General features: G+C 59.4%; 37 protein-coding genes and 1 tRNA gene. 33 read left to right on the forward strand and 5 right to left on the reverse strand.

The annotated features are described in order from the left end of the window. Positions 1-87 precede the first annotated feature (87 nt). From DXY31_RS08145 to DXY31_RS08155, 3 genes are all read right to left on the reverse strand, one after another. Positions 88-1,722, reverse strand: coding sequence for an AAA family ATPase (locus DXY31_RS08145; protein WP_114993306.1), 1,635 nt, complete (start codon positions 1,720-1,722; stop codon positions 88-90). A 69-nt stretch (positions 1,723-1,791) separates the two neighbouring features. After that, positions 1,792-2,805, reverse strand: coding sequence for an LdpA C-terminal domain-containing domain (locus DXY31_RS08150; RefSeq protein WP_114993307.1), 1,014 nt, complete (start codon positions 2,803-2,805; stop codon positions 1,792-1,794). Positions 2,806-2,837: 32 nt separating this feature from the next. Next, positions 2,838-3,299 (reverse strand): NAD(P)H-quinone oxidoreductase subunit N, encoded by a 462-nt coding sequence (locus tag DXY31_RS08155; protein WP_114993308.1) that lies wholly within the window; start codon positions 3,297-3,299, stop codon positions 2,838-2,840. A gap of 398 nt (positions 3,300-3,697) precedes the next feature. On the opposite strand from DXY31_RS08155, the gene rplC reads away from it, so the two are divergent. The 30 genes from rplC (at position 3,698) to prfA (ending at position 20,340) form a co-directional block, all read left to right on the forward strand. Then, positions 3,698-4,354 carry a 50S ribosomal protein L3 gene (rplC, locus tag DXY31_RS08165; protein WP_114993310.1) on the forward strand — a complete coding sequence of 219 codons (657 nt, stop codon included), beginning with the start codon at positions 3,698-3,700 and terminating at the stop codon, positions 4,352-4,354. Beyond that, positions 4,354-4,989, forward strand: a complete 636-nt coding sequence (gene rplD, locus DXY31_RS08170) for a 50S ribosomal protein L4 (protein WP_114993311.1) — start codon at positions 4,354-4,356, stop codon at positions 4,987-4,989. Before rplC ends, rplD begins: the two co-directional genes overlap by 1 nt. After that, positions 4,982-5,284, forward strand: coding sequence for a 50S ribosomal protein L23 (locus DXY31_RS08175; RefSeq protein WP_114993312.1), 303 nt, complete (start codon positions 4,982-4,984; stop codon positions 5,282-5,284). Before rplD ends, DXY31_RS08175 begins: the two co-directional genes overlap by 8 nt. 15 nt (positions 5,285-5,299) lie before the next feature. Further along, positions 5,300-6,163, forward strand: coding sequence for a 50S ribosomal protein L2 (gene rplB, locus DXY31_RS08180; protein ID WP_114993313.1), 864 nt, complete (start codon positions 5,300-5,302; stop codon positions 6,161-6,163). A 35-nt stretch (positions 6,164-6,198) separates the two neighbouring features. Next, positions 6,199-6,474 (forward strand): 30S ribosomal protein S19, encoded by a 276-nt coding sequence (gene rpsS, locus DXY31_RS08185; RefSeq protein ID WP_114993314.1) that lies wholly within the window; start codon positions 6,199-6,201, stop codon positions 6,472-6,474. Positions 6,475-6,478: 4 nt separating this feature from the next. Then, complete coding sequence (gene rplV, locus DXY31_RS08190) at positions 6,479-6,844, forward strand: 50S ribosomal protein L22 (protein WP_066904449.1); 366 nt, start codon at positions 6,479-6,481, stop codon at positions 6,842-6,844. 19 nt (positions 6,845-6,863) lie between these two features. Continuing rightward, entirely contained in the window at positions 6,864-7,595 is a 732-nt protein-coding gene (gene rpsC / locus DXY31_RS08195) for a 30S ribosomal protein S3 (protein ID WP_066904453.1), read from the forward strand. 16 nt (positions 7,596-7,611) lie between these two features. Further along, positions 7,612-8,085 carry a 50S ribosomal protein L16 gene (gene rplP / locus DXY31_RS08200; RefSeq protein ID WP_114993315.1) on the forward strand — a complete coding sequence of 158 codons (474 nt, stop codon included), beginning with the start codon at positions 7,612-7,614 and terminating at the stop codon, positions 8,083-8,085. Positions 8,086-8,087: 2 nt separating this feature from the next. Next, positions 8,088-8,297 (forward strand): 50S ribosomal protein L29, encoded by a 210-nt coding sequence (gene rpmC / locus DXY31_RS08205; protein ID WP_114993316.1) that lies wholly within the window; start codon positions 8,088-8,090, stop codon positions 8,295-8,297. Between the two features lie 17 nt (positions 8,298-8,314). Further along, positions 8,315-8,581 carry a 30S ribosomal protein S17 gene (gene rpsQ / locus DXY31_RS08210; protein ID WP_114993317.1) on the forward strand — a complete coding sequence of 89 codons (267 nt, stop codon included), beginning with the start codon at positions 8,315-8,317 and terminating at the stop codon, positions 8,579-8,581. Then, entirely contained in the window at positions 8,578-8,943 is a 366-nt protein-coding gene (rplN, locus tag DXY31_RS08215; RefSeq protein WP_066904467.1) for a 50S ribosomal protein L14, read from the forward strand. The genes rpsQ and rplN overlap by 4 nt, the downstream gene beginning before the upstream one ends. A gap of 1 nt (position 8,944) precedes the next feature. Further along, positions 8,945-9,301, forward strand: coding sequence for a 50S ribosomal protein L24 (rplX, locus tag DXY31_RS08220; RefSeq protein ID WP_066904470.1), 357 nt, complete (start codon positions 8,945-8,947; stop codon positions 9,299-9,301). A gap of 49 nt (positions 9,302-9,350) precedes the next feature. After that, positions 9,351-9,890 (forward strand): 50S ribosomal protein L5, encoded by a 540-nt coding sequence (rplE, locus tag DXY31_RS08225; RefSeq protein ID WP_066904473.1) that lies wholly within the window; start codon positions 9,351-9,353, stop codon positions 9,888-9,890. 19 nt (positions 9,891-9,909) lie between these two features. After that, a complete protein-coding gene (rpsH, locus tag DXY31_RS08230; protein ID WP_066904475.1) occupies positions 9,910-10,311 on the forward strand; it encodes a 30S ribosomal protein S8 in 402 nt (133 codons plus the stop codon). Positions 10,312-10,326: 15 nt separating this feature from the next. Further along, complete coding sequence (gene rplF / locus DXY31_RS08235; protein ID WP_114993318.1) at positions 10,327-10,866, forward strand: 50S ribosomal protein L6; 540 nt, start codon at positions 10,327-10,329, stop codon at positions 10,864-10,866. A 33-nt stretch (positions 10,867-10,899) separates the two neighbouring features. Continuing rightward, positions 10,900-11,268 (forward strand): 50S ribosomal protein L18, encoded by a 369-nt coding sequence (gene rplR, locus DXY31_RS08240; protein ID WP_114993319.1) that lies wholly within the window; start codon positions 10,900-10,902, stop codon positions 11,266-11,268. Between the two features lie 13 nt (positions 11,269-11,281). After that, positions 11,282-11,926 (forward strand): 30S ribosomal protein S5, encoded by a 645-nt coding sequence (gene rpsE, locus DXY31_RS08245; RefSeq protein ID WP_114993320.1) that lies wholly within the window; start codon positions 11,282-11,284, stop codon positions 11,924-11,926. A 6-nt stretch (positions 11,927-11,932) separates the two neighbouring features. Continuing rightward, entirely contained in the window at positions 11,933-12,388 is a 456-nt protein-coding gene (rplO, locus tag DXY31_RS08250) for a 50S ribosomal protein L15 (RefSeq protein ID WP_114993321.1), read from the forward strand. A 104-nt stretch (positions 12,389-12,492) separates the two neighbouring features. After that, entirely contained in the window at positions 12,493-13,812 is a 1,320-nt protein-coding gene (gene secY / locus DXY31_RS08255; RefSeq protein WP_066904995.1) for a preprotein translocase subunit SecY, read from the forward strand. 94 nt (positions 13,813-13,906) lie between these two features. Next, the gene (locus DXY31_RS08260; RefSeq protein WP_114993322.1) at positions 13,907-14,458 is read left to right on the forward strand and encodes an adenylate kinase; all 552 of its coding nucleotides are present in this window, start codon (positions 13,907-13,909) and stop codon (positions 14,456-14,458) included. 47 nt (positions 14,459-14,505) lie between these two features. Beyond that, entirely contained in the window at positions 14,506-14,622 is a 117-nt protein-coding gene (rpmJ, locus tag DXY31_RS08265) for a 50S ribosomal protein L36 (RefSeq protein ID WP_066904998.1), read from the forward strand. Positions 14,623-14,722: 100 nt separating this feature from the next. After that, entirely contained in the window at positions 14,723-15,088 is a 366-nt protein-coding gene (gene rpsM, locus DXY31_RS08270) for a 30S ribosomal protein S13 (RefSeq protein WP_114993368.1), read from the forward strand. A 56-nt stretch (positions 15,089-15,144) separates the two neighbouring features. After that, the gene (gene rpsK, locus DXY31_RS08275) at positions 15,145-15,537 is read left to right on the forward strand and encodes a 30S ribosomal protein S11 (RefSeq protein WP_066904496.1); all 393 of its coding nucleotides are present in this window, start codon (positions 15,145-15,147) and stop codon (positions 15,535-15,537) included. A gap of 45 nt (positions 15,538-15,582) precedes the next feature. Next, a complete protein-coding gene (locus DXY31_RS08280; RefSeq protein WP_066904499.1) occupies positions 15,583-16,521 on the forward strand; it encodes a DNA-directed RNA polymerase subunit alpha in 939 nt (312 codons plus the stop codon). A gap of 37 nt (positions 16,522-16,558) precedes the next feature. Further along, a complete protein-coding gene (gene rplQ / locus DXY31_RS08285) occupies positions 16,559-16,909 on the forward strand; it encodes a 50S ribosomal protein L17 (protein ID WP_114993323.1) in 351 nt (116 codons plus the stop codon). Positions 16,910-16,932: 23 nt separating this feature from the next. Further along, positions 16,933-17,820, forward strand: coding sequence for a tRNA pseudouridine(38-40) synthase TruA (gene truA, locus DXY31_RS08290; protein ID WP_170953629.1), 888 nt, complete (start codon positions 16,933-16,935; stop codon positions 17,818-17,820). A 155-nt stretch (positions 17,821-17,975) separates the two neighbouring features. After that, the gene (rplM, locus tag DXY31_RS08295; RefSeq protein WP_066904508.1) at positions 17,976-18,428 is read left to right on the forward strand and encodes a 50S ribosomal protein L13; all 453 of its coding nucleotides are present in this window, start codon (positions 17,976-17,978) and stop codon (positions 18,426-18,428) included. Further along, the gene (gene rpsI / locus DXY31_RS08300; protein WP_066904513.1) at positions 18,425-18,829 is read left to right on the forward strand and encodes a 30S ribosomal protein S9; all 405 of its coding nucleotides are present in this window, start codon (positions 18,425-18,427) and stop codon (positions 18,827-18,829) included. Before rplM ends, rpsI begins: the two co-directional genes overlap by 4 nt. A gap of 8 nt (positions 18,830-18,837) precedes the next feature. Continuing rightward, positions 18,838-19,107, forward strand: a complete 270-nt coding sequence (gene rpmE, locus DXY31_RS08305; RefSeq protein ID WP_114993325.1) for a 50S ribosomal protein L31 — start codon at positions 18,838-18,840, stop codon at positions 19,105-19,107. Positions 19,108-19,242: 135 nt separating this feature from the next. Beyond that, a complete protein-coding gene (gene prfA / locus DXY31_RS08310; protein WP_114993326.1) occupies positions 19,243-20,340 on the forward strand; it encodes a peptide chain release factor 1 in 1,098 nt (365 codons plus the stop codon). Between the two features lie 10 nt (positions 20,341-20,350). Here the strand turns inward: prfA and DXY31_RS08315 are convergent, their stop codons facing one another. Continuing rightward, the gene (locus DXY31_RS08315) at positions 20,351-20,848 is read right to left on the reverse strand and encodes an HNH endonuclease (RefSeq protein WP_114993327.1); all 498 of its coding nucleotides are present in this window, start codon (positions 20,846-20,848) and stop codon (positions 20,351-20,353) included. 73 nt (positions 20,849-20,921) lie between these two features. Here DXY31_RS08315 and alr point away from each other — a divergent pair, with 73 nt between their 5' ends. Next, positions 20,922-22,103: an alanine racemase gene (alr, locus tag DXY31_RS08320; RefSeq protein WP_114993328.1), complete on the forward strand. Its 1,182-nt coding sequence runs from the start codon at positions 20,922-20,924 to the stop codon at positions 22,101-22,103. A gap of 33 nt (positions 22,104-22,136) precedes the next feature. Then, positions 22,137-22,225, forward strand: a tRNA-Ser gene (locus DXY31_RS08325). A gap of 21 nt (positions 22,226-22,246) precedes the next feature. Here DXY31_RS08325 and DXY31_RS08330 read toward each other — a convergent pair. Continuing rightward, entirely contained in the window at positions 22,247-23,143 is an 897-nt protein-coding gene (locus DXY31_RS08330) for a serine hydrolase (RefSeq protein ID WP_114993369.1), read from the reverse strand. A 17-nt stretch (positions 23,144-23,160) separates the two neighbouring features. Here DXY31_RS08330 and DXY31_RS08335 point away from each other — a divergent pair, with 17 nt between their 5' ends. Beyond that, entirely contained in the window at positions 23,161-23,901 is a 741-nt protein-coding gene (locus tag DXY31_RS08335; protein ID WP_114993329.1) for a C40 family peptidase, read from the forward strand. The last annotated feature ends 38 nt before the right edge of the window (positions 23,902-23,939 follow it).

Here is a 23,939-nt window from a genome sequence, read left to right on the forward strand (position 1 = left end):
CTCCCTACGGAGATCAACTCTGGGGTTCAGATAGTTACTCACAATGGAGTGACCTTCGTCAATGCATTGGGGCAACTAGGTGGTTGATCATGGCGGGAAAACCCTGAGCCGTCGTTGGTCACTGGATCCGTAGACATCGCTCTGAAGGCTGTAACGCGCCACAAGATCCGCCTGCATCTGCAGGACGTTCTCGTTGCGGGGGAGAAGTTCAACGGGACGCCCCTGCGGCATCACAATCTGCTCCACCGCCAGACGACATTCCTCAAGAGCAGCCAGAGCATCATCTCGATCAGGTTGGGCTGATGACGTCTCAGGCTCGTGGTCCTTCCTAGGCAGGGTCTGGCGGTTGAGCAGGCGTTCAAGAGCTCGCTCCACCTGGGCCAGAGAGTCCGACTTGATCACAAGAATCGGCACCCCTGCCTCCCTTGCCTGTCGGCGAAGCTCGGGCTGGCGTCCCAACCCTTGACGCACGCTCAGCAGCACATCAGCACAGGCCAGATCGTCAACGGCACAGACAGGCCAGCCATGGCAGCGGACAGCCTCTTCCAGTCGCTGCCGATTCAGTCCACAACAAAGCACCTGCAGCTTCACTTCGCGCGAGGCCGCAACGGAGGGAGACTTTTCGGAACCATGGTTGCTCGGACCGGAACGCCTTGGGTCGGGCAACGGAACAACGGCCAGGGCAGGCCGACGCTGAGGGGGCTGTGGCATTGATGGATCGGGGTCGACAAGCCTGACGCCTCCGTCGGCCATCAATTCGCGTTCCTGAGGCCTGGGGCTTTGTCCACGCAGCAATAGATCCACCGTGCGCCCAACATCATCGTGAATGGCCCAGCGATGACGGCTGTGCATCTCCACAGCGAGCGGAAAGGTGGGTTCAGCCGCACGCTCCAAAACCGTTTTCTGGGTTCGGCGACGGCGAGCCTCATCGTCACCCAGGGTGACGGACTCAATCCCCCCAACCAGATCGCAGAGCGTCGGATTCTTGATCAGATTGGCAAGAGCATTGCCATGAGCGGTGGCCACAAGCATCACGCCCCGCTCTGCGATCGTCCGTGCCGCCTGAGCTTCCAGCTCTGTGCCGATCTCATCAATCACGATGACTTCAGGCATGTGGTTTTCCACCGCCTCGATCATGACCTGATGTTGGAGTTCAGGCTTGGACACCTGCATACGCCTGGCACGACCGATCGCTGGATGTGGAATGTCTCCGTCACCAGCAATTTCATTGCTCGTGTCGATCACAACGACCCGCTTGTGCAGGTCATCGGCCAGAACACGGGCAATTTCTCTGAGGGCTGTGGTCTTGCCCACACCGGGGCGCCCCATCAACAGTAATGACTCACCGCTGTCGAGCAGATCACGAACGATGGCGACTGTTCCGAAAACGGCACGTCCCACTCGACAGGTGAGGCCCACCACATCACCTCTCCGATTACGAATGGCGCTGATGCGATGCAGGGTTCGCTCGATGCCAGCACGGTTATCGGCGCCGAATTGGCCAATCCTGCTCACCATCTCAATAAGATCTTGGCGCTCGAGGCAGCGTTCGCCGAGTTCTACGGAGCGACCTGGATAACGCGCCTCAGGAATCCGACCGAGATCGAGCACGACCTCAAGCAGCTGATCACGACGGTCCGCCGGCGCAAGAGCTTCCTGGACGTCAGTGGGCAACAGCGCGAGCAGTCGCTGCAGATCATCGGTGATGCGCTCAGTACTCATGGCCCAGGCTCCCAGTGCTCATCAGAACCTGACCGCCTTTTAGCAGGACTGAGTCCCCAATCGGGACAGTCAGGGGCGTGAAAGCCAGGGAATCACAAGATCCCTTGCCAGCTCCAGAGCCCTATCCCAGCCCATGGGCCAGTCGCGCAGCGTGATGCGACGCGACTCCGCCTCCTGCAGAAGAGGTTGCACAATCGAACGGGCCATGCCACCGAAAGCAACGCCCGCAGGCCCCCTGGAACGCGGCAGCCCCAGGCCATCCAGCAAACCAATTGTCGCGCCATTGGTTCCTCCCGCCAGCTGCAATGGCCCAGGAGGTGCGCTGGTCCGAACCTGCTGCCAGAGACGCAGAGCCGCTCGGGCCGTGCCTGCACCGACATCGCCACTCATCGGACGTCCATCCAGCTGCCAGAGAGGACGAAACCCGCGCTTTCGCAAAGCCTCGTGGCGCCCCCAGAGCTCCGTGACCAGGTCTTGGGGACGAAGACCATGCCCCTCAAGACCGCAGCTCACCGCCAGCCTTCGCAGAGGGATTGAGGCAGCTGAAACCTGCTCAAGCGTGCGATCAAAGTCCTGCACACGCCCAGGCGCGGTATGAACCTCGAGCGCATCAGGTTGCAGCTCAGCGAGCAAAGGGGCGAGGTTATCGAGCCCCACCCGATGATCGGAGGTTTCAATCAGTCCAAGGGGGCAAGCTGGCAAGCAGCGCCCACAGCCATAACAACGGCTTGGGTCGACGCCGGGACCGGCGTGGATGGCATCAGCCGGACAAACTCTCTCGCATGGCCGAGAACAATCCGGCGGGCAGCGGGAAGGGTCAAAGACAGCCTTGCGGAAATGGGCATCGCGACCATCGCTGACGCTGACCATCAGCCAGGGAGCGTGACCGGTGCGTTCACGGGCCCAGCTGAGACCCGTGCGAGCAGCATTCACGACAGCGGCATCGGCGGCTACATCAACACACTGAACACCCGCCACCGCATATAGAGCACACAGATCAGCAACCGCTGCTAAGTCCTGATTGCTGGCCCCACAGATCAGTTTGACCCAACGCCCCTCACCAAGGGCATCATCACCGGCCATCAATGATCCGGTGACCGGCAGAAGACAGGCGTTCAGGCTCCCAGCAGCCGTGTCATCGGCTGCCAGCGGAGGCTGCGCGCACCACCCATTTCCACAACCACCTTCAAACGCTGCTCACGCCGGCAGAGATCACACAGGGAAAGCAATTCAGATCGGGACAACACCTGCCCTTCGATCAACCAAAGAACAACAGGCTTATTACCAAGCAACATCTCTCCGAGCAGAGGCATGACCTCCTGCACCTCTCCAACTGCCGCACCACGTCCAACACTTTGATGTCCGAGGTGTGGAGGGCGCACACCATGTTTCTGCAAAAGAAACACTTCAGGATCTCCGAGACCGCGCGCTGAGGAGATCTGCGTGCGGTAGCCCGCGGCGCGCAGTCGCCTCAGCAGACGCGTCTCCGCACCGCCTTCAAGGGGAGCATGGACGGCCATGACACCGGCGGATTCCAGTTCACGGCGGAAACCCCGACCTGAAAGCAGCAGCGGCATGGAAACAGTCCAGATAATGATGAGTCTGGCAGCTGATCAGCGATGAATGGAAGCCGGAAGGCAGTGGTGTAGGGTTTTTGTTTGCTCAGACGATCTGTGCCCGTCCGCTAGCCGGGCCTCCAGTTCCAAGAGCAGGTCCGGCGTGTGCGCCGGATCTTCAGGCCAGTGCAATCCAGCGATTTCATTCGTTGCGTTGCCGGGAAACTACCGACCCTCATCGGTCGAATAAGTCCCAGCCAGCTGATTCGCTCGCTAGCCCCAATCCGAACTGCCCCAGCGGTTTCCGTTGAAGCATTCGGCCATGACTGCGTCACCTCAATCAGCGCCCTTCAGGCCACAGCTCAAGCAGCGTCAAGTTGCAACAGCTGAGGTTATCCACGCTGGCGTCATTACCTCCCATGTCCATCGGCATCCTTGGGAAGAAACTGGGTATGTCCCAGTTCTTCGATGAGCAAGGCAAAGCCGTCCCGGTCACCTTGATCGAGGCGGGGCCTTGCCGGATCACCCAACTCAAGACCACTGAAACTGACGGCTATGAAGCCGTACAGATCGGCTTTGGCGAAACACGCGAAAAGCTGATCAACAAGCCCGCCAAGGGTCACCTCGCGAAATCCGGCGAAGGGATTCTCCGTCACCTGCGTGAATATCGCGTCGACGACCTGAAGGGTCTCGAGCTGGGTGGAGCCATCACCGTGAGTGATTTCGAGGCAGGCCAGAAGGTCGACGTCAGCGGCGACACCATGGGTCGTGGCTTCGCTGGTTATCAAAAGCGCCATGGCTTCAGCCGAGGTCCGATGACCCACGGCTCGAAGAACCATCGCGAGCCTGGTTCAACCGGTGCTGGCACCACACCTGGCCGGATCTACCCCGGCAAAAGGATGGCTGGTCGCTACGGCGGCAAGAAAATCACCACGCGGGCCCTCACGATCCTCAAGGTGGACAGTGACCGGAACTTGCTCGTGGTTAAAGGCTCTGTTCCTGGCAAGCCAGGATCGCTACTGAACATCCGGCCCGCCAATCGTGTGGGTGCCAAGCCCGCCAAAGGAGGTAAGTGATGGCCAATTGTGTTGTTCGAGATTGGCAGGGCAAGGAAGCCGGCAAGGCCTCCCTCGACCTGAAGGTGGCCAAGGAAACCACCGCCGTCGACCTGATGCACCGTGCGGTACTGCGCCAGCAGGCCCACAGCCGTCAGGGAACTGCAAGCACCCTCACCCGTGCGGAAGTCCGTGGTGGCGGACGCAAGCCTTACAAGCAGAAAGGGACCGGTCGTGCCCGTCAGGGATCGATCCGTACTCCCCTTCGTCCCGGCGGCGGCATCGTGTTTGGTCCCAAGCCCCGCACCTACAACCTTGCGATGAATCGCAAGGAACGTCGCCTGGCCCTGCGCACCGCTCTGATGGCGCGCATCGACGACGTCATCGTGGTGAAGGACTTCGGGGCAGCCCTCGAAGCGCCAAAAACCCGTGAAGTTGTTGACGCACTCGGACGCCTCGGAGTTGCTGCAGACGCGAAGGTTTTGATCGTGCTCACCTCTCCCAGCGAGGCTGTGCGACGGTCCATTCGCAATCTCGAGAAGGTGAAGCTGATCACGGCAGACCAGCTCAACGTCTTCGATCTGCTCAATGCCAATTCACTGGTCTTGGGCGAAGAGGCACTCGCAACCATCCAGGAGGTCTACGGAGATGACTGAGCGCTTCACAGGACGTCTGGCGGATGTGATCCGCAGACCCCTGATCACTGAAAAAGCCACCCGAGCGCTGGAACAGAACCAGTACACCTTCGAGGTGGATCACAGAGCTGCCAAGCCAGATATCAAAGCCGCTGTTGAGCAGCTTTTTGATGTCAAGGTTACCGGCGTGAGCACCATGAATCCTCCCCGCCGCAGTCGTCGGGTCGGCAAATTTGCCGGCAAGCGCTCGCAGGTCAAGAAGGCTGTGGTTCGCCTCGCTGAGGGCAACTCCATCCAACTCTTCCCTGAGTCCTGAGGGGTCTGAAACGTCATGGCAATCCGTACCTTCCGCCCTTACACACCCGGTACCCGCACCCGGGTCGTCACCGACTTCAGTGAAGTCACCGGCCGCAAGCCGGAGCGTTCGCTAGTGGTGTCCAAGCACCGCCGCAAGGGACGCAACAACCGCGGTGTGATCACCTGTCGCCATCGTGGCGGTGGCCACAAGCGGCAATACCGCATCGTCGATTTCCGACGCAACAAGCACGGCGTCCCCGCCAAGGTGGCCGCCATTCACTACGACCCGCACCGCAATGCGCGGCTGGCCCTTCTCTTCTACACCGATGGTGAGAAGCGTTACATCCTGGCTCCTGCTGGAGTCACCATCGGTCAGACCGTGGTATCGGGACCTGAATCTCCCATCGAGGTCGGCAACGCCATGCCGCTCTCTGATATTCCCCTCGGTTCCAGCGTTCACTGCGTCGAGCTTTACGCCGGTCGCGGTGGGCAAATGGTCCGAACGGCCGGAGCCAGCGCTCAGGTGATGGCCAAGGAGGGCGATTACGTCGCCCTGAAGCTGCCATCGACTGAGGTTCGCCTGGTGCGCCGTGAGTGCTACGCCACCATCGGCGAAGTCGGCAACTCGGAGATCCGCAACACAAGCCTTGGCAAAGCAGGTCGCCGTCGCTGGCTTGGACGTCGACCTCAGGTGCGAGGCAGTGTGATGAACCCCTGCGACCACCCTCATGGTGGTGGTGAAGGCCGAGCTCCGATCGGCCGTTCCGGTCCTGTAACCCCCTGGGGCAAGCCTGCGCTGGGCCTAAAGACCCGCAAGCGCAACAAGCCGAGTAACAAGTTCGTCCTCCGCAAACGTCGTAAGACGTCCAAGCGGAGCCGTGGCGGACGCGACTCATGATGCCGCTCACCATTCTGTCGTTCGCTTAATCCGCCATGGGACGTTCACTTAAAAAAGGCCCCTTCATTGCCGACAGCCTGCTTCGCAAGGTTGAAAAGCAAAACGCCGCCGATGACAAGTCGGTGATCAAAACGTGGTCAAGGGCCTCCACGATCCTGCCGCTGATGATCGGCCACACAATCGCGGTTCACAACGGCCGCACCCACGTGCCGGTCTTCGTGACCGAACAGATGGTGGGCCACAAGCTTGGCGAATTCGCCCCCACCCGCACCTTCAAAGGCCACATCAAAGACAAGAAAGGAGGCCGCTGAGACCATGACAACGTCATCCCCAACGGCAACTACCGCCCAAGCCCACGGTCGCTTCATCCGCGGCTCCGTGTCCAAGGTTCGGCGGGTGCTCGATCAGATCCGCGGTCGCAGTTATCGCGATGCGCTGATCATGCTCGAGTTCATGCCGTACCGCTCCACGGGTCCCATCACCAAAGTTCTGCGTTCTGCAGTAGCCAATGCCGAGCACAACCTCGGACTTGACCCTTCAACCCTGGTGATCTCCCAGGCCAGCGCCGACATGGGTCCATCCATGAAGCGCTACCGGCCCCGTGCCCAAGGTCGCGCTTTCGCGATCAAAAAGCAGACCTGCCACATCAGCATTGCTGTGGCAGCCCAGACCGACTCCTGACCCCCTAGCACCCCGACTGATGGGACACAAAATCCATCCAACCGGCTTACGCCTGGGGATCACCCAGGAGCACCGGTCACGCTGGTACGCACCCAGCAAGAGTTATCCGAGCCTCCTTCAGGAGGACGATCGGATTCGCAAGTTCATTCACAAGAAATACGGCTCCGCCGGTATCAGTGATGTGCTGATCGCCCGCAAGGCCGATCAGCTTGAAGTTGAGCTGAAAACTGCACGCCCCGGCGTGTTGGTTGGACGCCAGGGCAGTGGTATCGAAGAGCTGCGCTCCGGCATCCAAAAAACCGTCGGTGACCTGAACCGTCAGGTTCGGATCAATGTGGTCGAGGTCGAGCGTGTCGACGCCGATGCTTTCCTTCTTGCCGAGTACATCGCTCAGCAACTTGAAAAGCGTGTGGCATTCCGTCGCACCATCCGCATGGCCGTGCAGCGAGCACAGCGAGCCGGCGTTCTGGGCCTAAAAATCCAGGTTTCAGGTCGCCTCAATGGTGCTGAGATCGCTCGTACCGAGTGGACGCGTGAAGGTCGGGTGCCTCTGCACACCCTTCGCGCTGACATCGACTACGCCACCAAGGTCGCCAGCACCACCTACGGGGTGCTCGGCATCAAGGTCTGGGTGTTTAAAGGCGAAGTGCTGGGTGATGAAGCCCAGCAACAGCTGCCTGTGGGGGCAACCCCGCGGCGTCGGGCCGGTCGCAGGCCCCAACAGTTCGAAGACCGCTCCAACGAGGGTTGAACAGGAGGCCTGAACCATGCTGAGTCCAAAACGCGTCAAATTCCGTAAGCAGCAACGCGGCCGCATGCGCGGTGTCGCCACCCGTGGCAACACCATCGCCTTCGGTCAATTCGCACTGCAGGCACAGGAGTGCGGCTGGATCACCTCGCGCCAGATCGAGGCCAGCCGTCGTGCCATGACCCGCTACGTCAAACGTGGCGGAAAAATCTGGATCAGGATCTTCCCTGACAAGCCAGTCACTATGCGCGCTGCCGAAACCCGAATGGGTTCAGGTAAGGGCAACCCGGAATTCTGGGTGGCGGTGATCAAGCCGGGCAGGATCCTGTTCGAGATGGGTGGTGACGAAATCACCCCCGAAATCGCCAAGGAAGCCATGCGCCTCGCGCAATACAAGCTTCCTGTGAAGACCAAGTTCATCACTCTCGATGAACAGGAGCAGACATCCGGTGCGCAAGCTCCGGCCGCTGCTGCCGCCACCGTGGAGTCCTGACCATGGCCCGTCCTAATGCCTCCGAACTGCGTCAGCTCTCCGACGCAGATCTCACAGAACAAATCGTCGGCCTCCGTCGCGAGCTGTTCGATCTGCGCTTCCAGCAAGCCACCAGGCAGCTGGCCAACACCCACCGCTTCAAGCAGAGCCGCACAAAGCTGGCTCAACTGCTGACGGTGCAGAAGGAGCGCCAGAGCTCCACCGCCTCCTGATCCTTCGCTTCATACCCATGGCACTCAAGGAAAGGGTCGGCACCGTCGTCAGCGACAAGATGGACAAAACGGTGGTGGTTGCGGTGGAAAACCGCTTTCCCCACCCCATCTACAAGAAGACGGTCAGCCGTACCACCCGTTACAAAGCTCACGACGAGAACAACAGCGTTCGCGTTGGTGACCGTGTTCGCATCACCGAGACCCGTCCACTCAGCCGTCACAAGCGCTGGGCCATCGCCGAGGTACTCAGCCACAGCCCGAAGGCTGAGGAGGTCAACAAATGATTCAGCAGGAATCCTTTCTGACGGTTGCTGACAACAGCGGCGCAAAGCGCATCCAGTGCATCCGCGTGCTGGGAAGCAATCGTCGTTACGCCCATGTGGGCGACGTGATTGTGGCCACCGTGAAGGACGCCATGCCCAACATGGGCGTGAAAAAGTCAGATGTAATCAAGGCTGTGGTGGTCCGCACCAAAGCCACGCTGCGTCGTGACACCGGCAACTCCATCCGGTTTGACGACAACGCCGCCGTCATCATTAACGACGACAAAAACCCCAAAGGCACTCGTGTCTTTGGACCTGTGGCCCGCGAACTACGCGACCGGAACTTCACCAAAATCGTCTCCCTCGCTCCGGAGGTGATCTGAGATGGCAACTGCAACTCCGAAATCCGCCGCAGCGAAGCGCATCAAGATGCGTCTACGTAAAGGCGACACCGTTCAGGTCATCACCGGCAAGGACAAGGGCAAGACCGGAGAGGTCCTGCGCACCCTTCCCAATGAAAACCGCGTGATCGTGGAGGGCATCAATATGCGCACCCGCCACGTCAAACCCACTCAGGAGGGAGAAAGCGGTCGGATCGTCACCGAAGAGGCGTCACTGCATGCCTCCAACGTGATGATCTATTCCACAGATAAGAAGGTGACCAGCCGAGTCGAGCTGATCACAGAGAAGGACGGCAGCAAAAAGCGCCGCCTCAAGAAAACCGGCGAGGTGATCGACTGATCACCACGGACCGCCTTCTGACCAAGCCCAGAAGTCCCATTCCCCAGCCATGTCACTGAAACAGCGCTACAGGGAGACCATTCAGCCCAAATTGCTGAAAGACCTAAGTCTCTCCAATGTCCATGAAGTCCCCAAGGTGGTCAAAGTCACCGTGAACCGGGGACTTGGCGAAGCTGCCGCGAATGCCAAGGCCCTAGAGGCCTCGGTGAATGAACTTGCTCAGATCACCGGCCAGAAAGTGGTGGTGACCCGAGCCAAGAAAGCCATCGCGAGCTTCAAGATCCGCGAGGGTATGCCGATCGGCTGTGCCGTGACTCTTCGCGGCGATCGCATGTACGCCTTTCTCGAGCGACTGATCAACCTGGCACTGCCCCGCATCCGTGACTTCCGTGGCGTTAGCCCCAAAAGCTTCGACGGACGTGGCAATTACACCCTGGGAGTGAGAGAGCAGATCATCTTCCCTGAGATCTCCTTCGACAAGATCGATGCCATCAGGGGCATGGACATCACCATCGTCACGACTGCCCGTTCGGATGAAGAGGGCCGGTCCCTCCTCCGCGAGATGGGAATGCCGTTCCGCAGCAACTGAGCCCTCCTCGGAAACCACTATGGCCAATCACGACCCTATTTCCGACATGCTCACCCGCATTCGCAATGCGAGTGAGAAACGTCACCAGAGCACGAAAGTACCTGCCTCCCGCATGTCTCGCAGCATCGCCAAAGTGCTGCAGCAGGAAGGCTTCATCGCCGAGATCAGCGAGGAAGGCGAAGGAGTTCACACCAACTTGGTGCTTGAACTGAAGTACAGCGGAAAGAACCGCCAACCCACCATCCGCTCCATGCAGCGGGTGAGCAAGCCTGGTCTGCGCATCTACAAGAACACCCGTGGCCTTCCCAAGGTCCTCGGCGGACTGGGGGTGGCGATCATCTCCACCTCCAAGGGTGTGATGAGCGACCGCGATGCCCGCAAGCAGGGCGTGGGCGGTGAAGTGCTCTGCTACGTCCTTTGATCCGGAGCCACAACCATGTCACGTATCGGTAAAGCCCCCATCCCCATCCCTGAGAAGGTGACCGTGAGCCTCAACGGCCTCTCTGTCACGGTGAAGGGACCGAAGGGAGAACTCAAACGCACACTGCCTGAGGGCGTGAGCATCGATCAGGTGGAGAACACCATCGTGCTGTCTCCCACCAGCAGCAAGCGCACCTCCCGTGAGCGCCATGGCCTATGCCGCGCTCTCGTTAACAACATGATTGTTGGCGTCGAGAGCGGTTTCAGCAAAAGCCTTGAAATCATTGGAGTCGGCTCCAGGGCCCAGGTAAAAGGCACCACCCTGGTTGTCTCCGCTGGTTACAGCCACCCCATCGAGGTTGCCGCTCCTAACGGCATCACCTTCAAAGTTGAAAACAACACCAAGGTGACTGTGTCTGGGATCGACAAGGAATTGGTGGGTAATGAAGCCGCCAAAATTCGCTCCATCCGTCCGCCCGAGCCCTACAAGGGCAAAGGGATCCGGTACGAGGGCGAATGGATCCTTCGCAAGGCAGGCAAGTCGGGCAAAAAGTAATCCACTACTAGACGCCGTTCTTCTTTACCCACCATGTCGACCCTCTCCCGTAAACAACAGACCCAGAAGCGTCATCGACGCCTGCGTCGTCACCTCAGCGGCACCGCCGGCAAACCCCGCCTGGCCGTGTTCCGCTCCAACAGCCACATCTATGCCCAGGTCATTGATGATGTCGCTCAGAGCACACTCTGCTCAGCGTCGACCATTGACAAGGACCTGCGCACTAGCCTCAAGGCCAACGGTAATGATTGCAATGCATCGGTAGCCGTTGGTGAACTGGTGGCCAAACGCGCCCTTGCCAAGGGCATCCAACAGGTGGTCTTCGATCGCGGCGGCAACCTGTATCACGGCCGGGTGAAAGCCCTTGCCGACGCCGCCCGGGAAGCGGGCCTTCAGTTCTGATCCTGCTCTCAACATGACCGATTCCAACCCCCAGACCAATCCCAACGACGTGCCATCGGCGGCCGATGTTCCTGCGGCGGCAGAAGGCCAGCAACAGGAACAACGCCGTGGTGGAGGTCGCGACCGTGGTGACCGCCGTGGCGGACGCCGTGGCGACCGACGCAACCAGGAGCGTGACTCCGAATGGCAAGAGCGTGTAGTCCAGATCCGCCGCGTCTCTAAAACTGTGAAAGGCGGCAAGAAGATGAGCTTCCGGGCCATTGTGGTTGTCGGGAACGAGCGCGGTCAGGTCGGCGTCGGTGTCGGCAAGGCCGGCGACGTGATCGGCGCCGTGCGCAAGGGTGTAGCTGACGGCAAAAAGCATCTCGTCAAAGTGCCTTTGACACGTCACAACTCCATTCCGACCCTGTCCAACGGTCGCGATGGTGCAGCCAGCGTCTTAATTCGTCCTGCAGCCCCCGGTACCGGTGTCATTGCAGGCGGCTCGATTCGCACAGTTCTCGAGCTTGCTGGCATTAAAAACGTGCTCGCTAAGCGACTGGGCAGCAAAACCCCTCTAAACAACGCCCGGGCCGCCATGGTGGCTCTCGATAGTCTCCGCACTCACAAGGAGACCGCCAAGGAACGGGGGATCTCCCTCGAGCAGATCTATTCCTGATTCCCCATGACTAATCTCCGACTTGATTCCCTAAAGCCCAATAAAGGCGCGCGGCGCCGCAAACTGCGCAAAGGTCGCGGCATCGCCGCTGGACAGGGTGCGAGCTGCGGTTTCGGCATGCGTGGCCAGAAATCCCGTTCCGGCCGACCGACCCGCCCCGGTTTTGAGGGCGGTCAGATGCCCCTGTACAGGCGAGTGCCCAAGCTGAAGCACTTCACATTGGTGAATCCCAAAAACTTCACCGTTGTGAACGTGTCAGCACTGAATGAGCTCAAAGCCGGCAGCACAGTCAACCTCGACTCACTCGTCAAGGATGGCGTTGTCACAAGCCCCAAGCACCCTCTGAAAATCCTCGGCAACGGGGAACTCAAGGCCAAGCTCACCGTTCAAGCTGCTGCTTTTACGACATCAGCACGAACCAAAATCGAGGCAGCCGGTGGCACCTGCGAACTGCTGGACTGAGATCCATCGATCGACCTCCACAGATCTAACGTCTGAGCCGTCCGCCGGAATGTCATCGGCGGACGGCTTTGCTGCAGCAAGCTCAATCACACAATCTCTGTTCCATGCTCGTCAGTCGGGGACGAAATCCCAGCGCCACTGAAGTCATCACCCAGCTGGTTCAGAACCCTGAGCTGAGAGGCAGGGTTCTCACAACTCTGGGGCTGTTGATGCTCGTGCGTCTCGGCATCTACATCCCGATGCCAGGCATTGACCGTGTCGCTTTCGAACAGTTCATCCAACAGGGTGGACAACTGATTGGTTTCCTCGACATCTTCACTGGCGGCGGCATCTCCACCCTGGGCATCTTCGCTCTCGGGATCCTGCCATTCATCAATGCCTCGATCATCCTTCAGCTGCTCACAGCATCCCTTCCACAACTGGAGGATCTGCAGAAAAATGAGGGAGAAGCGGGTCGTCGCAAACTCGCTCAGATCACGCGCTACGTCGCACTCGGCTGGGGTCTGATTCAAAGCGTGGTCTTCGCCATGATCCTGCGCCCTTACGCAGTAGAGGGACTTCCCGTCGGTGTGTTCGTGGTGCAGACAGCACTGGCCCTGGTCACCGGATCGATGATCGTGATGTGGCTGAGTGAAGTGATCACAGAACGAGGCATCGGCCAGGGAGCCTCACTCGTGATCTTCCTGAACATTGTGGCCACCCTGCCTCAAGCGCTCGGCTCCACCATTGAGAAAGCCCAAACCGGCGATCGCAACGATGTGTTCGGAATCGTGATCCTGGTTCTGGTGTTCCTGGTCACGATCGTGGGAATCATCTTTGTGCAGGAAGGACAACGCCGGCTTCCGATCGTCAGTGCGAAGCGTCAGGTGGGCGGCGGAGCCGTCTTGCCCAATCGCCAGAGCTACCTGCCCTTGAAGCTCAATGCCGGCGGCGTGATGCCGATCATCTTTGCCTCGGCTCTAATTTTCCTGCCGATCACGATTGCCAACTTCAGCCAGAACCCTTTTCTGATCCGAGCAGCCACTGCCCTGAATCCAGGCAGCTCGAACCCATGGCCTTATGCCTTGGTGTTCTTCTCCCTGATTCTCGGCTTCTCTTATTTCTATGCGTCCCTGACCTTTAACCCGGTGGATGTCGCCAGCAATCTCAAGCGCGGAGGGGTAGCAATCCCAGGAGTCAGGCCTGGAACAGCAACAGCGAATTACCTCGAGGGGGTTAAAAACAGACTCACTCTGCTGGGCGGACTCTTCCTCGGTGCTGTCGCCATCATTCCTTCTGCCGTGGAGCGTGCAACCAATGTGCAAACCTTCCAAGGCCTTGGAGCTACCTCGCTGCTGATCCTGGTGGGTGTTGCGATTGACACTGCCAAGCAAGTGCAGACCTATGTGATCTCTCAGCGCTACGAGGGAATGGTGCGCCAGTAACTCGGCACCTTCGGGCAGTCGCTCCGAAACAACACAACAGCGGCGGATCCTCCACATCTGTTGATCTCGTCTACCTCAACCACCCAGAATCGCCATGAAACAACGTCTTCTGTTTGTGGGCCCGCCCGGTGCCGGCAAGGGCACGCAAGCTGCCCTTCTCTGCGAAAAGCACGATCTTCGGCATCTGTCCACCGGCGATCTGCTCAGAGCTGAGGTGGCCGCAGGCAGTGACCTCGGCAAGGAAGCGGAAGCCGTAATGAACCGGGGTGCATTGGTTACGGACAACTTGGTGCTGGCCATCGTCAAGGCACAGCTCTCTGCTCTTAACGGCCAGGGCTGGCTGATGGATGGCTTTCCACGCAACGTGGCGCAGGCCGAGGCACTGGCGCCTCTGCTTCAGGAACTCGATCAAGCGATTGAGAGCGTTGTGTTGCTGGAGCTTGATGATTCCGTTCTGATCGAGCGAATGCTCGGCCGCGGTCGTGCTGACGACAACGAGGTGGTGATCCGCAACCGTCTTGAGGTCTACAAGCAGCAGACAGCTCCCCTGATCGATCACTACAGCAAGCAGAACCTGCTGGTCAGAGTGCAGGCCAACGGCAGTGTTGAAGCCATTGCTGAGCGAATCGAGAATGTTGTTGCTTGACCCGCTGTGGTACGGTAGCTGTTTGCAACAATGGAGAGCTTCGCCCCATGAAGGTGCGTTCCTCGGTTAAAAAAATCAGCCCTGACGATCAAATCGTCAAGCGCAGAGGTCGCATCTACGTGATCAATAAGAAGCGCCCTCGCAACAAGCAACGCCAGGGCTGAAGCCTCGGCCTGCCCTCTCATCGCAGGGTCCTGTCCCTGCTCCCTGAATTGAAGACTTCCCAGGCAAAGGAAGTCATTGTCCACCTCGATTAATTGCTCAGTGGCACGGATTGCTGGTGTCGACATTCCCCGCGACAAGCGGATCGAAGTCGCCCTCACCTACATCTACGGAATTGGCCCGACCCGGGCCAAAACCATCCTTTCCAAGACTGGTGTCAATCCCGACATCAGAGTGAAGGATCTCGAGGACGGTGATGTGCAGAAACTGCGCGGTGCCACCGAGACCTTCACCATTGAGGGTGACCTGCGCAGGCAGGAGGGGATGGCCCTCAAGCGCCTCCAGGACATCGGCTGCGTGCGCGGTCGGCGCCATCGCATGAGCCTCCCGGTGCGCGGACAGCGAACCCGCACGAATGCGCGAACCCGTCGCGGAGCTCGCAAGACCGTGGCCGGCAAGAAGAAATAAGCCGCTTCGGCCCATCGGATCCTTCAGTTCCTTAAGCCCCCTCCATCTCCAGGCCCATGGCCAAAACAGTCAAGAAATCAGGTCCCAAGAAGGCCAAACGCAACGTTCCCAATGGCGTTGCCCATATCCAAAGCACCTTCAACAACACGATCGTCTCGATCACCGATACCACTGGAGAAGTCATCTCCTGGTCCTCGGCAGGTGCCAGCGGCTTCAAAGGTGCGCGCAAGGGCACCCCATTTGCAGCGCAGACCGCAGCCGAAGCAGCGGCCCGCAGAGCTCTTGAGCAGGGCATGCGCCAGATCGAAGTGCTTGTGCGTGGCCCCGGCTCAGGCCGTGAAACCGCGATCAGGGCTTTGCAGGTTGCTGGCCTAGAAATCACTTTGATCCGCGACGTCACTCCCCTGCCTCACAACGGCTGTCGCCGTGCCAAGCGTCGGCGCGTCTGAGCCAACGCGTCCCTGTTCAGGTCCCTCTCTCCCCCGCCTCAGACTGTGTTGCAATACCAGATCGACCGTATCGAGCACCAGATCGCTGACGATCGCTCCCAGACCGGTGTGTTTCTCATCGGCCCCCTCGAACGGGGCCAGGCCACAACCCTAGGCAATTCCCTGCGGCGTGTGCTCATGGGCAATCTTGAAGGCACCGCTGTCACAGCTGTCCGGATTGCCGGAGTCAACCACGAGTACGCGACCATCCCCGGAGTTCGGGAGGATGTGCTCGATATTCTGCTGAACTGCAAACAGATCACGGTCAACAGCCGCACCAACGAGCTTGAGATCGGTCGTCTTGTCATTGCTGGCCCTGCAACGGTGAAAGCCCGGGATCTGCAGTTCTCCTCCCAGGTCCAGGTCGTGGATGGTGAACGCGTGATCGCCACGGTGAGCGATGGCTACAGCCTCGAGCTCGAGGTTCATGTGGAGCGCGGTGTGGGCTATCGCCCCGTCGACCGTCACAACGAAGACACCAGCGCGATCGATCTTCTCCAGATCGATTCCGTGTTCATGCCCGTGCACAGGGTGAACTTCACCATTGACGAGACGGCAGTAGCTGAGGGTGGTTCCGCCCGAGAGCGCCTGCGCATGGAAGTGGTAACCGATGGTTCGATCACACCTGACGATGCCATCGCTCAGTCCGCGAACCAACTGATCGAGCTCTTCCAACCTCTCGCCACCGTCACCATGGTGGAAGAAGTTCAGGCAGAACCTGAGCCGACTGCCGAAGCTCAGATTCCTCTCGAAGAATTGAATCTGTCTGTGCGTGCCTACAACTGCCTGAAGCGCGCTCAGGTCAATTCCGTCTCCGATCTGATGGGCTTCAGCTACGAGGATCTACTGGAGATCAAGAACTTCGGTTCCAAGTCGGCTGATGAAGTGATTGAAGCGCTTGAAAGGATCGGCATTCAAATCCCCCAGAGCCGCACCAGCGTCTGACTCTTACCTTCCCCCGTACTCCAGTCCCTCCAGAACCATGCGTCACCAATGTCGAGTCCCACAGCTGGGACGTCCCGCTGACCAACGCAAAGCCATGCTTCGTGGCCTCACAACACAGCTGATCCGCGAAGGTCGCGTCACCACCACCAAAGCCCGTGCCAAGGCACTGCGTGACGAAACCGAACGGATGATTACTCTCGCCAAGGAGGGCAGCCTTGCCTCCCGGCGCAGGGTTCTGGGATACGTCTACGACAAGCAGCTTGTGCATGCCCTGTTCGAGAAAGCTCCTGATCGCTACGGCGATCGCAAAGGTGGCTACACCCGCATCACTCGTACGGTGCGTCGTCGCGGAGACAATGCCGAGATGGCGATCATTGAGCTGGTCTGAGGTTCGGCGTCAGCATCACGGAAATCACCATCCCGGAACCCTCGGCTGAGGCTGTCGGCATCCGCCTTAAGCGGATTGCTCTCAGTCTCCAGTACGAGGGCTCTTCATTTTGTGGATGGCAACGTCAACCCAACGGCACCAGCGTGCAATCGGTGCTCGACGATGCCATCTCAGTGCTCGACCCCCATCGGCCGATACAGACCGTGGCTGCAGGGCGGACAGATGCTGGCGTCCATGCCTCCGGTCAGGTGGTGCATTTCGACAGCTGCGGCCCCATACCAGCTAAGCGCTGGGCGCCTGCTCTCAATGGCCGTTTGCCGTCCTCGATCCGGGTGCGAGAAGCGGTGGAACGTCCCCTTGGATGGCACGCCTGCTACTCCGCCAGCTACCGGCGCTACCGCTACACCCTTTACAACGGTCGAAGGCCAAACCTGTTTCTTGCGCCCTGGAGCTGGCATCGCTACCAGACACGACTGGATGAACAGGCGATGGAACAAGCACTTCAGGGCCTACTTGGAAGTCACGACTTTGCAGCGTTCCAACGAGCAGGCAGCCGACGATCCCACTCGCGCACAACGATCCAGGATGTGTCCATCCAGCGGCGAGGAGACCTGATTCACTTCGAGATTCAGGCCAGCGGTTTTCTGTATGGGATGGTGCGTCTGCTGACGGGCCAGCTCGTAGCTGTTGGAGAGCACCGACTGACGCCGGAACACTTTGAACGCCGTTGGAGAGAACGTCGCCGCAGTGAAGTAAAAGATGGAGCACCGGCGCAGGGACTCTGCCTGCTGCGCGCCGGTTATCCGGAAAGCATCTTCAGCAAGGGCGGCTGGTACGATTGTCAACCGACGTTTTTTCTGGCCTCAGAGGACCCTCCTCCGGATCCTCCCCCGTGGCCAATCAGTACCTGAGCGGGCCATTCCACTCAACTGATTCGATCAGTGAGGGAACCATCGACAGGTAAAGTCGATCTTTGAGCTTTGAACAGCACGCCATGGCGTGGCTGAAGCTCCTGCCCAGCTTCGTCGCTAGCGACGGGGCATAACCGAACCGGCATGCCGGCGCGATGAACAAGACCTCCGTCCCCTCCATCGATTCAATCGACCGCCAGTGGTATCTGGTGGACGCTGAGAATCAAACTCTCGGCCGTCTGGCGACCGAAGTGGCTTCCGTGCTTCGCGGCAAAAACAAAGCCAGCTACACCCCTCACCTCGACACCGGCGATTTTGTCGTTGTCGTCAATGCCGAAAAGGTGAAGGTCAGTGGCAGCAAGCCGCAACAGAAGCTTTATCGCCGACATTCCGGACGCCCCGGAGGAATGAAGGTAGAGACCTTCGCTCATCTTCAGGAGCGTCTTCCTGAGCGAATCGTGGAAAAAGCCATCAAGGGCATGCTTCCCCACAACGCTTTGGGTCGCCAGATGTTCCGCAAACTGAAGGTGTACAAGGGTGCAGATCATCCGCATTCCGCCCAGCAGCCTCAGCCCCTGCAGCTCGATCCCGCCGCTTCCGCCAAATGAGCACCTCCAATTCTGTCGTCTATTGGGGCACCGGTCGTCGTAAGACCTCAGTCGCCCGCGTTCGCCTGATCCCCGGTAACGGCACGATCACCATCAACGGTCGTCCTGGAGATAACTATCTCAATTACAACCCTGCGTACATCGCTGCCGTCAAGGCGCCATTACAGACTCTGGGTCTGACCACTGAGTACGACGTGCTCGTCAACGTGAGAGGAGGTGGGCTCACCGGACAGGCTGATGCCATCAAGCAGGGCGCCGCTAGGGCTCTTTGCGAGCTCTCCTCCGATAATCGCAAACCTCTCAAAACCGAAGGTCACCTCAGTCGTGACCCACGGGCCAAGGAGCGTCGCAAGTACGGCCTCAAGAAAGCCCGCAAAGCTCCCCAGTTCTCCAAGCGCTGATCCCTGTCATGCCCAAGCCCGACATTCATCCAACCTGGTACCCCGACGCCAAGGTGATCTGCAACGGAGAAGTGGTCATGACCACTGGCTCCACACAGCCGGAAATCCATGTAGACGTTTGGAGTGGTAACCATCCGTTCTTCACTGGTACCCAGAAGATTCTCGACACTGAAGGACGTGTGGATCGCTTTATGCGCAAGTACGGCATGGGCAGCACCGCCAGCGTCAACGAAGACAAGAAAGCCCCCGCTAAGGACGAGTCGAAGGCTGAAGCCTGATGCGCTCTGCAATCGACGCACAAGCGATCGATCACTACATTTTTTGCCCCCGAATGCAGACACTGCTCTGCCTTCGGGGCTTTTTTCTGAAAGGGCACAACCGTCAGGTCCTTTCCCGACCATGCTTCTGAGGCCATGGACTCCTCAACTCTGATCAGCCGTCTTGAGGCCGCGACCAGCAGTTTCCACAACCTGGAACGCCAACTCGCTGACCCCGATGTGGCTTCGGATCCGGAGCGTCTGCAGTCCGTGGCCAAAGAACGCTCGCGCCTTGAACCTCTGGTCGTCGATTACAACAGCCTTCAGAACGTTCTCCATGAACGGGATCAGGCGCGAACGCTGCTGCGTGAAAGCCGCGGCGATGCCGAGATGGAAGAACTGGCGCAGCTGGAACTGCAAGCTCTAGAGCAACATCATGACGAACTGATCCAACGGCTGACACTTGCACTGCTTCCCCAGGATCCGCGCGATCAACGCAGTGTGATGCTGGAAATCAGAGCCGGGGCAGGCGGCGATGAAGCCTCACTCTGGGCTGGAGACCTTGCCCGCATGTATGAGCGATTCAGCAGCCGACGCGGTTGGACGGTCCAGCCCGTGAGCGCCAGCGAGGCCGACCTTGGCGGTTACAAAGAACTGATTCTGTCCGTCAAAGGCGATGCCGTCTTCAGCGAATTGAAATTTGAAGCCGGTGTTCATCGCGTGCAGCGTGTACCGGCAACGGAATCCCAAGGCCGTGTGCATACGTCCACAGCAACGGTGGCTGTGATGCCGGAAGCAGATCCCGTAGAAGTGCAGATTGAACCAGGAGATCTTGAGATCAGCACGGCGCGATCGGGAGGAGCCGGTGGTCAAAACGTGAACAAAGTGGAAACAGCCGTGGACCTGCTGCACAAACCGAGCGGCATCCGTGTGTTCTGTACGCAGCAACGCTCTCAGCTTCAGAACCGTGAGCGGGCCATGGAGATTCTGCGAGCCAAGCTCTACGAGCGCCAGCTCGCCGAAGCGAATGAACGGGAGAGTTCAGCCCGACGATCCCAAGTGGGCACGGGCGACCGCAGCGAAAAAATCCGCACCTACAACGCCAAAGACAACAGAGTTACCGATCATCGACTGGGTAGGAATTTCAGTCTTGAATCCGTTCTTCAGGGACAGATGGAGGATGTGATCGGTGCCTGTGTCGCCGAGGAACAGCGCAGCAAACTGGAGCAACTCAGCCAACAGACCGACGATTGATCCAAATCGGTCAGACGCCGATGACGTATTTGGCCCACTCGCTGTGGCGACCCGAATCGATCTGACGAACGGCCTCGAAACTCAAACTGCTGAGGGGACGACGCGGAACCCGTTTGAGAGGCATGCCCGCTTCTGAAGGGGTGCGGCTTGCCTTGCGGACATTGCAACTCGTACAGGCCGTGGTCACGTTGTCCCAGGCATCAGTTCCACCGCGGCTGCGGGGGATTACATGGTCAATCGATAGGAGTTCCCGGCTGCCGCAGTACTGACAGGTGTGATTATCCCGCTGAAACACGTTGCGGCGTGTCATAGGGACCTGGCGAAAAGGCACGCGCACGAATTGACGCAGACGGATGACTGTCGGCAGATGCATATCACTGCGGACAAGGTGCTTGGAATCGTGTTCCAGACTCTCGGCCTTCCCCTTGATCATCATCACGACGGCTCGACGCCAGGTGGTGATGTTCAAAGGCTCGTAGGACGCATTGAGAACGAGAACCTGGCCCATGCCAGCTCCCTGATTACACGTCATGCTATCGGGGTCACAAGGGCAGCTTTGTGACCTTCACTACCCAGCCCCGATGCCCGACCTGTCCGCTGATCACAACAGTCCCTCCAGCCTCGAGATGGCTGCTGGAGCTGACCCGAGGCAGCGAGCCTGGATGGAAGTATCGGCCTCCGCTGTTGAACACAACGCCAGAGCGTTGAAACGTTTGCTGGCAACAAACTGCGCACTGATGGCGGTCGTCAAGGCTGACGGCTACGGGCATGGAGCCGAAACTGTTGCCCGGGCCGCCATCTGCGGAGGGGCGACCAGCCTTGGAGTCGCCACCCTGCAGGAGGGAATCGAACTGCGTCGCGCGGGACTGGAGTTGCCGGTGCTGGTGCTGGGCAATCTCACCCAACCCGAAGAACTGCGCTCCTGCCTGCACTGGCAGCTGATGCCCACCCTGAGCAGCATGCGCGAGGCGCTTCTCTGCCAGAACCTGGCCAATGGCAGTGGCCGTCAGTTCACGGTGCAGCTCAAGCTCGACACCGGCATGACTCGGCTCGGCTGTGATTGGCAGGACGGGGAACGCCTGACCGAGGCGATCCTGCAGCTCGATCAATTGAATCTAGGAGGTGTTTATAGCCATCTCGCTCTTGCCGATGGAGAACTTGAAGGCCATGCCGAACAGATCACGCGCCTGCAGCAGGAGCGTTTCGAGGCCGTAACGCGTAAGCACCGACAACAGGGTTTGCAGCGACATCTGGCCAATTCGGCAGGCACCCTGCGGGACCCATCGCTGCATCACGATCAGGTGCGAGTGGGATTGGCTCTCTACGGCCATGCCCCAGGTGCCCATCTGGAGCAGAGCCTCGATCTTCAACCGGCAATGACCGTGAAAGCGCGGGTCACCCTGATCCGTGAGGTCTCAGCAGGTGTGGGGGTGAGCTACGGGCACCGCTTTGTCACCAATCGGTCCAGTCGACTGGCCGTGATCGGTATCGGCTACGCCGATGGAATCAGCCGCTGCCTGTCAGGGCAAATCCACGCCCTGCATCGCGGCCAAACCCTTCCTCAGGTTGGTGCCATCACCATGGATCAGCTGGTTCTGGATGTCACCGATCATCCCGATCTTGAGACCGGTGATGTCGTTACGCTGCTGGGACAGAATGAACAGCAGGTCATCCGCCCCCAAGACTGGGCGCAACTTTCGGGTTCCATCCCCTGGGAAGTGTTGTGCAGCTTCAAGCATCGCCTGCCGCGACTGGTGGTCTGAAGGGCACCCTCTTGATAGGGTGGGCGGGCCGCTGGAGAGGTGGCTGAGTGGTTGAAAGCGGCTCCCTGCTAAGGAGTTACAGGAGGCAACTTCTGTCGAGGGTTCGAATCCCTCCCTCTCCGTTGAACTGAAACAGCGAGTCGTCAATCGGCTCCGTACGCCGCTAGTTCCTTCGCCATCTGCGGAAGCAGATGTTCATCGCCGGCGCGCTCCTTGCCTTCACTGAAGACCACCAGCAGACAAGGTGCCTGCCCATCGATACACCACCAGGCTGCGTCATGACGGGCCTGACTCATCCACCCGGCTTTACTCCAGAGCTGACTGCCTTCGGGCAAACCCTCACCAAGAAAGCCATCAACTTGATTCTCCGGATCATTCAATCTGTCTGACTTGCTGAGTGAGCGAGCCAATCGGGCTCGGAGTCTCTGACAGGCCGGGGGTGAAAGCACGCCATCAGTCATGACCGCCTCGAGAATCCTGGCGACAGCAGCCGTGCAGAGGGCATTGCGATTGTTGTTGTCCTCCCCGTAGAACACACGCTCACGTCCATAAGGACCATCACCCCAGGTTTTCTGGCAGCAATTGACGCGCTCCAGCTCAGGCCAGCCGAAACCATGAAACCAATCATTCACCAGACGGCGTTGCTGCTGCCACTGCTCCCATGCAGGGGAGCGCAACGGCGGACCACTGGTGGTGCCGGTTAGCAGATCTAGGATCAAGCCCGTGGCGTCATTGCTGGAGTCAGCCAGCATGTCGAGAAGCGCACGACGAAGTTCTTCGCTGTCTGGAATCAGATCACGCTGCAACCAGTGCTCGGCCGCCACGGCATACAACAACTTCACCACGCTGGCGGGATAGAGCAGCTTCTGGTCAGCCCAGGCCGCACCGCTACCGCTGCCATTGGTCGGCGACGTGGTGTCGTAACGCACCCAGCTCACGGCCACTTGATCGTGAAGACCTGGACGGCCCTCAGCCGCCAGCCTGTCGATTAAAGCAACCAGGTGCTGCTGCATCGCCGGCTCGGGACGGTAGAACGCCATGGCACTGGCTACTGGCAATGCCGACCCTAGGCACCCCGATCTCTCCGGGTCTGATCAACCCAGGAAGCTGCTGGAAACTGATCAAAGGACAGAACGGCTACGCCAGGCCCACGGAGAAGGGACTCGCCACCCAGGCCGCAGCGGGTCGAGGCTTCAAGGTCGCCGCACCCTTGTGCCCCGAAGATCACGGACGTTTGCAAGTTGTGCTTCTCGAGGATGGCTACCCCTGCTGGCTGTCCATCGATGAACTGGCCGGTCAGGCTGTGGCCTGTGAGACCTGGCAGCCGTGTCTGCTCTCAAGCTCTGAAATCAGCAGCAGACTGCATGCGGTTCTGGAGTGGCTGAAAGCCGCCGCCGAGCGCGACAACACCTACCTGTGGGGAGGCACCATCGGGCCTGATCTTGACTGTTCCGGCCTTGTGCAGACAGCCTTCGCTAACAGTGGGATCTGGCTGCCCAGAGATGCTTATCAGCAGGAAAGGTTCTGCCAGCCGGTGGCGGTGCAGCCGGACAACCTCAACGAATTGCGCGCCGGAGACCTGATCTTCTTCGGCAGCACTGAGCGCTGCACCCACGTCGCCATCCATCTCGAAAACGGCCACTACATGCACAGCTCAGGGATTGAACATGGACGCAATGGCATCGGCATCGACAGCCTGAATCCCGAGGATCTCCATCCTGTGGCCAGTCACTACAGAGCTGAACTGCGAGGTGCCGGCCGGGTGATCCGCTGCCATGACGGCAGCACCCTCCCTTGACTGCTGCTGTTGATGATCTAACCGTCTGCCTGACTTGG

It is taken from the genome of Synechococcus sp. UW179A (assembly GCF_900473965.1).
GTDB lineage: Bacteria > Cyanobacteriota > Cyanobacteriia > PCC-6307 > Cyanobiaceae > Synechococcus_C.

What these genes read in the sequence shown, in the direction of transcription:
- rpsQ (WP_114993317.1), top strand. Translation starts at nt 8,315, where the DNA reads ATGGCACTCAAGGAAAGGGTCGGCACCGTCGTCAGCGACAAGATGGAC.
- DXY31_RS08335 (WP_114993329.1), top strand. Translation starts at nt 23,161, where the DNA reads ATGCCGACCCTAGGCACCCCGATCTCTCCGGGTCTGATCAACCCAGGA.
- rplE (WP_066904473.1), top strand. Translation starts at nt 9,351, where the DNA reads ATGTCACTGAAACAGCGCTACAGGGAGACCATTCAGCCCAAATTGCTG.
- DXY31_RS08330 (WP_114993369.1), bottom strand. Translation starts at nt 23,143, where the DNA reads ATGGCGTTCTACCGTCCCGAGCCGGCGATGCAGCAGCACCTGGTTGCT.
- rplR (WP_114993319.1), top strand. Translation starts at nt 10,900, where the DNA reads ATGTCGACCCTCTCCCGTAAACAACAGACCCAGAAGCGTCATCGACGC.
- prfA (WP_114993326.1), top strand. Translation starts at nt 19,243, where the DNA reads ATGGACTCCTCAACTCTGATCAGCCGTCTTGAGGCCGCGACCAGCAGT.
- rpmE (WP_114993325.1), top strand. Translation starts at nt 18,838, where the DNA reads ATGCCCAAGCCCGACATTCATCCAACCTGGTACCCCGACGCCAAGGTG.
- rpmJ (WP_066904998.1), top strand. Translation starts at nt 14,506, where the DNA reads ATGAAGGTGCGTTCCTCGGTTAAAAAAATCAGCCCTGACGATCAAATC.
- DXY31_RS08155 (WP_114993308.1), bottom strand. Translation starts at nt 3,299, where the DNA reads ATGCCGCTGCTGCTTTCAGGTCGGGGTTTCCGCCGTGAACTGGAATCC.
- DXY31_RS08260 (WP_114993322.1), top strand. Translation starts at nt 13,907, where the DNA reads ATGAAACAACGTCTTCTGTTTGTGGGCCCGCCCGGTGCCGGCAAGGGC.
- DXY31_RS08150 (WP_114993307.1), bottom strand. Translation starts at nt 2,805, where the DNA reads ATGGCCGGTGATGATGCCCTTGGTGAGGGGCGTTGGGTCAAACTGATC.
- rpsH (WP_066904475.1), top strand. Translation starts at nt 9,910, where the DNA reads ATGGCCAATCACGACCCTATTTCCGACATGCTCACCCGCATTCGCAAT.
- secY (WP_066904995.1), top strand. Translation starts at nt 12,493, where the DNA reads ATGCTCGTCAGTCGGGGACGAAATCCCAGCGCCACTGAAGTCATCACC.
- DXY31_RS08175 (WP_114993312.1), top strand. Translation starts at nt 4,982, where the DNA reads ATGACTGAGCGCTTCACAGGACGTCTGGCGGATGTGATCCGCAGACCC.
- rplP (WP_114993315.1), top strand. Translation starts at nt 7,612, where the DNA reads ATGCTGAGTCCAAAACGCGTCAAATTCCGTAAGCAGCAACGCGGCCGC.
- rpsI (WP_066904513.1), top strand. Translation starts at nt 18,425, where the DNA reads ATGAGCACCTCCAATTCTGTCGTCTATTGGGGCACCGGTCGTCGTAAG.
- rpmC (WP_114993316.1), top strand. Translation starts at nt 8,088, where the DNA reads ATGGCCCGTCCTAATGCCTCCGAACTGCGTCAGCTCTCCGACGCAGAT.
- rplF (WP_114993318.1), top strand. Translation starts at nt 10,327, where the DNA reads ATGTCACGTATCGGTAAAGCCCCCATCCCCATCCCTGAGAAGGTGACC.
- rpsS (WP_114993314.1), top strand. Translation starts at nt 6,199, where the DNA reads ATGGGACGTTCACTTAAAAAAGGCCCCTTCATTGCCGACAGCCTGCTT.
- rplV (WP_066904449.1), top strand. Translation starts at nt 6,479, where the DNA reads ATGACAACGTCATCCCCAACGGCAACTACCGCCCAAGCCCACGGTCGC.
- DXY31_RS08315 (WP_114993327.1), bottom strand. Translation starts at nt 20,848, where the DNA reads ATGGGCCAGGTTCTCGTTCTCAATGCGTCCTACGAGCCTTTGAACATC.
- rpsE (WP_114993320.1), top strand. Translation starts at nt 11,282, where the DNA reads ATGACCGATTCCAACCCCCAGACCAATCCCAACGACGTGCCATCGGCG.
- rplO (WP_114993321.1), top strand. Translation starts at nt 11,933, where the DNA reads ATGACTAATCTCCGACTTGATTCCCTAAAGCCCAATAAAGGCGCGCGG.
- alr (WP_114993328.1), top strand. Translation starts at nt 20,922, where the DNA reads ATGCCCGACCTGTCCGCTGATCACAACAGTCCCTCCAGCCTCGAGATG.
- DXY31_RS08145 (WP_114993306.1), bottom strand. Translation starts at nt 1,722, where the DNA reads ATGAGTACTGAGCGCATCACCGATGATCTGCAGCGACTGCTCGCGCTG.
- rplQ (WP_114993323.1), top strand. Translation starts at nt 16,559, where the DNA reads ATGCGTCACCAATGTCGAGTCCCACAGCTGGGACGTCCCGCTGACCAA.
- rplD (WP_114993311.1), top strand. Translation starts at nt 4,354, where the DNA reads ATGGCCAATTGTGTTGTTCGAGATTGGCAGGGCAAGGAAGCCGGCAAG.
- rpsK (WP_066904496.1), top strand. Translation starts at nt 15,145, where the DNA reads ATGGCCAAAACAGTCAAGAAATCAGGTCCCAAGAAGGCCAAACGCAAC.
- rplM (WP_066904508.1), top strand. Translation starts at nt 17,976, where the DNA reads ATGAACAAGACCTCCGTCCCCTCCATCGATTCAATCGACCGCCAGTGG.
- rplN (WP_066904467.1), top strand. Translation starts at nt 8,578, where the DNA reads ATGATTCAGCAGGAATCCTTTCTGACGGTTGCTGACAACAGCGGCGCA.
- rplX (WP_066904470.1), top strand. Translation starts at nt 8,945, where the DNA reads ATGGCAACTGCAACTCCGAAATCCGCCGCAGCGAAGCGCATCAAGATG.
- rplC (WP_114993310.1), top strand. Translation starts at nt 3,698, where the DNA reads ATGTCCATCGGCATCCTTGGGAAGAAACTGGGTATGTCCCAGTTCTTC.
- rpsC (WP_066904453.1), top strand. Translation starts at nt 6,864, where the DNA reads ATGGGACACAAAATCCATCCAACCGGCTTACGCCTGGGGATCACCCAG.
- rplB (WP_114993313.1), top strand. Translation starts at nt 5,300, where the DNA reads ATGGCAATCCGTACCTTCCGCCCTTACACACCCGGTACCCGCACCCGG.